Annotated in this window: 3 protein-coding genes; 1 reads left to right on the forward strand and 2 read right to left on the reverse strand. The window is 65.4% G+C overall.

All coding sequences use genetic code 11. The annotated features are described in order from the left end of the window. Positions 1 to 119 precede the first annotated feature (119 nt). Positions 120 to 809 (forward strand): DUF4395 domain-containing protein, encoded by a 690-nt coding sequence (locus ACLFMY_RS08595; protein WP_410764248.1) that lies wholly within the window; start codon positions 120 to 122, stop codon positions 807 to 809. 94 nt (positions 810 to 903) lie between these two features. On the opposite strand, the gene ACLFMY_RS08600 is transcribed toward ACLFMY_RS08595, so the two are convergent. Together ACLFMY_RS08600 and ACLFMY_RS08605 are read right to left on the reverse strand one after the other, a co-directional pair. Then, a complete protein-coding gene (locus tag ACLFMY_RS08600) occupies positions 904 to 2,205 on the reverse strand; it encodes a dicarboxylate/amino acid:cation symporter (RefSeq protein WP_410764249.1) in 1,302 nt (433 codons plus the stop codon). Positions 2,206 to 2,250: 45 nt separating this feature from the next. Next, positions 2,251 to 4,176, reverse strand: a complete 1,926-nt coding sequence (locus ACLFMY_RS08605) for a SurA N-terminal domain-containing protein (RefSeq protein ID WP_410764250.1) — start codon at positions 4,174 to 4,176, stop codon at positions 2,251 to 2,253. Positions 4,177 to 4,417: the final 241 nt, after the last annotated feature.

A 4,417-nucleotide genomic window follows, 5' to 3' on the forward strand; every position in this document is an offset into this window, starting at 1 on the left:
ATTTTTATAAACAACGACGGGTGGGTGACGAAAAACTTTGATTGGATGGCGACATGTTTCCGGTCCAACATGTTGAACACCGGGAATATCAGAACAACAGCATTTACTGGAGGAGATTGATGACGACTGCCAGCCTGCGCAACGTTTTCCATTTCGGCGAGGAAGTCGAGGGCTATCCGGTCCGGGTGATCAACGAGAGAGAGGCCCGCGCGGCAGCCGGGCTGCTCGCGCTGTTCGCGGGCTTCGCCTTCGCCCAGGGGTTCCTCACCGGGGATTTCATGTGGGAACGCCTGATGATCGTCGCGTTCTCGATCGAGTTCGGCATCCGCGTGCTGGTCAACCCGCAGTATGCGCCGTTCATGATCATGGGCCGACTGATCACCCGCAACCAGGAAGTCGAGTACGTCGGTGCGCCACAGAAGCGGGTGGCCTGGGCCATCGGGCTGATCATTGCGGCGATCATGGTCTGGGTGGTGTTCGTCGAGGCGAACACCGGCCTGATGAACCTTGTCGGCTGTTCCGCCTGCCTGCTGTTCCTCGCCTTCGAGTCGGCCTTCGGCATCTGCCTGGGCTGCACGGCCTACAACCTGCTCACCGGCCAGAAGGCAGAGCTCTGCCCCGGCGGTGCCTGCAAGGTCAAGCAGGTCGAACCGATCCAGCGGGTCAAGTGGTGGCAGGTAATCCTGGTGGTCGCCTTCCTCGGTATGTTGTGGGCCATTCCGGAATACAACCTCTGGAACATCCAGGACAATGTCGAGGTCGACGACTCCAACTTCGACTCCATCGATCTGGACAGTCTCTCGTACTGACCCCGGTCACCACCCACAGCCGCTCACGAGAAAGCCCGCCGGAACGGCGGGCTTCTTCTTTGGGTGTGGTGCACCATGGACACCGCCTCGACGCTCAGGTCCGCTCGCTGGTCAGTTCACCTGTCTCCGTCTCGTCGAACCGCGTGTCCATCAGGACCCTGTCCTCGCCGCGCAGGCGGGCGACCACCACCGCCCCCGTGGCATCGCTGTAGACGTTGACCGATGTCCGGACCATGTCCAGCAGCCGGTCGACCACCAGCAGCAGCCCCATCGCCTCCGCCGGGAGGCCCAGCACCCCCAGGATCAGGGCGATCGCCACCAGACTCGCCGAGGGTACCGCCGCCACCCCGATGGAAGTCACCAGCGCCAGCACGACGATCAGCACCTGCATCGACAGGGACAGGTCCACGCCATAGGCCTGGGCGATGAACAGCACGGCCGCGCATTCGTACAGCGCCGTGCCGTCCATGTTGATCGTAGCCCCCAGCGGCAGGACGAACGAGGCGGTCTCACGAGAGACCCCCGCCCGCTGGGTGAGCGCGTTGAGGGTGACCGGCAGGGTCCCGGCCGAGGAGCTGGTCGAGAAGGCCACCAGCAACGCCGGCCAGATCGCGCGGATGAACGTGATCGGCGAGCGCCTCGCCACGAACCACAGTACCAGGGGCAGCACCACCAGCGCGTGAATGGCCAGCCCCAGCACCACGGCGACGAAGAAGTCCAGCATGGGCAGGAGTACCGATAGGCCGCTCTCGGCGATCACCCCGGCCACCAGCGCGAACACCCCGATGGGCGCCACCCGCATGACCCAGTGGGTGATCTGGATCATCACGTCCTGCACGCCCGCCCAGAAATCCTTGACCACCTGCTGGCCCGGCGAGGTCACCCGGGTGAGCGCGATGCCGAACAGGACCGAGAAGAAGATCAGGCCGAGCATCTGGGCATCGGCCCCTGCCTCGACGATGTTGGCCGGCACCATCTCGCGCAGGATGTTGAAGAACCCGCTCAGTTCCTGCCCCTCGAGCCGTCCGGAGACCTCATCGCCGATCGGCGGCAGTTCCACGCTCTGGGACAGGGGCTGGCCGTCGGAAACGCCCGGCTGGTACAGGTTCATCACCAGCAGCGCGGTGGTCACCGCCAGGGTGGTCGAGAACAGGTAGTAGAGCATCGTCCGACCGGCCATCACGCCCACTCCGCCGGCAGTGCCCATGCTGGCCACGCCCGTGATGATCGAGGCCGTGATCAGCGGGACGATCAGCATTTTCAAGGCATCGAGGAAGAGCCCGCCCACGAAGCCATAGATGTTGCCCAGCGGAATGCCCGCCGCCTCGGTGCCGAAGACGCTACCGACGAAGAATGCCGCCACCAGCGCGCCCAGGATCTGCCAGTGCAAGGCCATGCCACTACTCCCCGATCGTCATCCTTCCTGCGGTGACACCAGCCGTTACTCGTCGATCGCCCGTTCGCGGATTTCAACGTCCGCTTCGTCGCGCAACGAGCGCATGAACGCGGCGATCAGCCGGTCCGCCTGATTGGACTCGAGTTGCGAGGCCATCATCCGGCGGGTTTCGGCATCCAGCTCACCGGGTTCCCCGGGGCGGTAGCCCGACAGCCGCAGCACGACACGATCGCCGTTCGGCAGGGTGCTGGCCCCGGTCGCCACGTCGTCGGATCCCGGAGGCGCCATGCCGAACGCGGCCTGCAAGACCTCGGCAGGCATCCGTTCGCTCTCCTGCCCGCGCTGGTACCAGGCCGGCTCGACCCAGTCGGCCGACGGCTCTGCGGCGGCGATCTCCGCCGGGTCGCCACCGTCGTCGAGCGCCGCGCGCATCGATTCGGTCAACTCGTCCAGTTCCGCGTCGATCGCGTCTCGCTGCCACTGCTCACGCACCTCGGACTCGACCTCCTCGTACGGCAACGGTGATGCCTCGCGGTATTCCTCCACCCGCACCACGGCGGCATGGCTGGATCCGAGCTCGATCAGCTGGCTGTTGAAACGCTCCTCGAGCACATCCTCGTCGAATGCCGCCGCGCGTACGGCCTCATGCTCACCGATGCCCTCGCCTTCGTCCGGGCTGATCCAGTCGCTCTGCTCGACCTCCAGGTCGACGGCCTCCGAGGCGGGAACCAGGCTGTCGGGCTGCTCGTAGCTCACGCTCGCCAGTTCCTCGGCCGCGTCGTAATAGGCTCGCTCCGCGGCATCCTGGCGCAGACGATCGAGCAATTCGTCCCGGGCCTCCTCGAGCGGCGGCACTTCGGCTTTGTCCATGTCGTACACCTCGATCAGGTGCCAGCCGAAACGCGTGCGCACCGGCTCGCTGAGTTCGCCAACCTCAAGGGACGCCAGCGCCCGGTCGAACGACTCGGCGATATCGCCCTCCCGGACACGACCCAGATCGCCGCCCTCGTCCCGGGAACTGCTGTCGTCCGACAGTTCCGCGGCCATCTCGTCAAAACTCGCCTCGCCCGAAGCGATAGCGTCACGGGCCTCCTCGACGGCCTCCCGGGCTGCGTCGACCTCGGGGGCGTCCGCATCGTCGCCCACCTGGACCAGGATGTGCCGGACCCGCTTGACCTCTTCCCCTTCCTTGCGCGCCTTGTAGTCTTCGTAGGCACTCGCGAGGGCCTCCTCCGAAATCTCCTGCGAGCCGGCAAGACGCTCGGGCGTGATCTCGATATAGGAGAGCCGCACCTGCTCGGGGCGAGCGAATGCCTCGGCGCGCTCTTCGTAGTAGGCGCGCAGTTCGTCCTCGTCGGGCTCGGGCAGCGACTGCGCCACCCGCTCGCGGTCGATACGGATCAGGCCGATCTCGCGCGACTGGTCACGCAGGGCGACGAGCTGACGCACCTCGGGATCGGTGACGAACGCGCTGCCGATCAGGGCCCGGTCGAGCGTGTTGAACAGCTGGTCCCGACGGACGTCGTTCTCGAACTGATCGACGCTCATGCCCTGCTGGGCCAGACGCCGCTCGTAGGTTTCCCGGTCGAAGTCGCCATCCGCATGAAACGCGGAGATCCCGCGGATCACCTGGGCCACGCGCTCGTCGGGCACGACGTAACCCTGCTCGCGGATGAAATTGACCAGCAGGCGCTCGTTGATCATCTCGTCGAGCACCTGGCGCTTGAGCCCCATCTCCTCGAACATCTCCGCGGTCAGCTGCTCGTCGCTTTCGGCAATCATCTGGGCGCGGCGCTCGGCAAAGGCACGGTCAAGCTCGCGCGAGGTGATCTTGTCGCCCTCGACCTCGGCCACCGTGGGATCGCTGCCGCCGCCCATGTACTCGCCAACACCCCAGAGCATGAACGGGATGCTGATCAAACCAACGATCACATAAGCGAGCCAGCCGCGAATCTTTTCGCGGATATCCATCAACATGTCTTCTTCACTCCCCGTGCGGGTCTGTCTTTCAGTGCGGGACCAGCCGTGTCCCCTGGTCGGTCCGACCGTGCGCGTGCCCACGGCGGTAAACGCCCGGCATGATAGCAGGCTTGGCGGCCTCACCCATTGCCTGCCCGTCTGTCACCCCGTCTTCGCCCTCCCCGCAACGTCCGGACGGGCGGAAAACCACGACGGATGTCGTCGAAACCGGGTAGTCAGGCAAAAAGAAAGG

It is taken from the genome of Guyparkeria sp. (genome assembly GCF_046545975.1).
In the GTDB taxonomy this organism is placed as follows: Bacteria; Pseudomonadota; Gammaproteobacteria; order Halothiobacillales; family Halothiobacillaceae; genus Guyparkeria.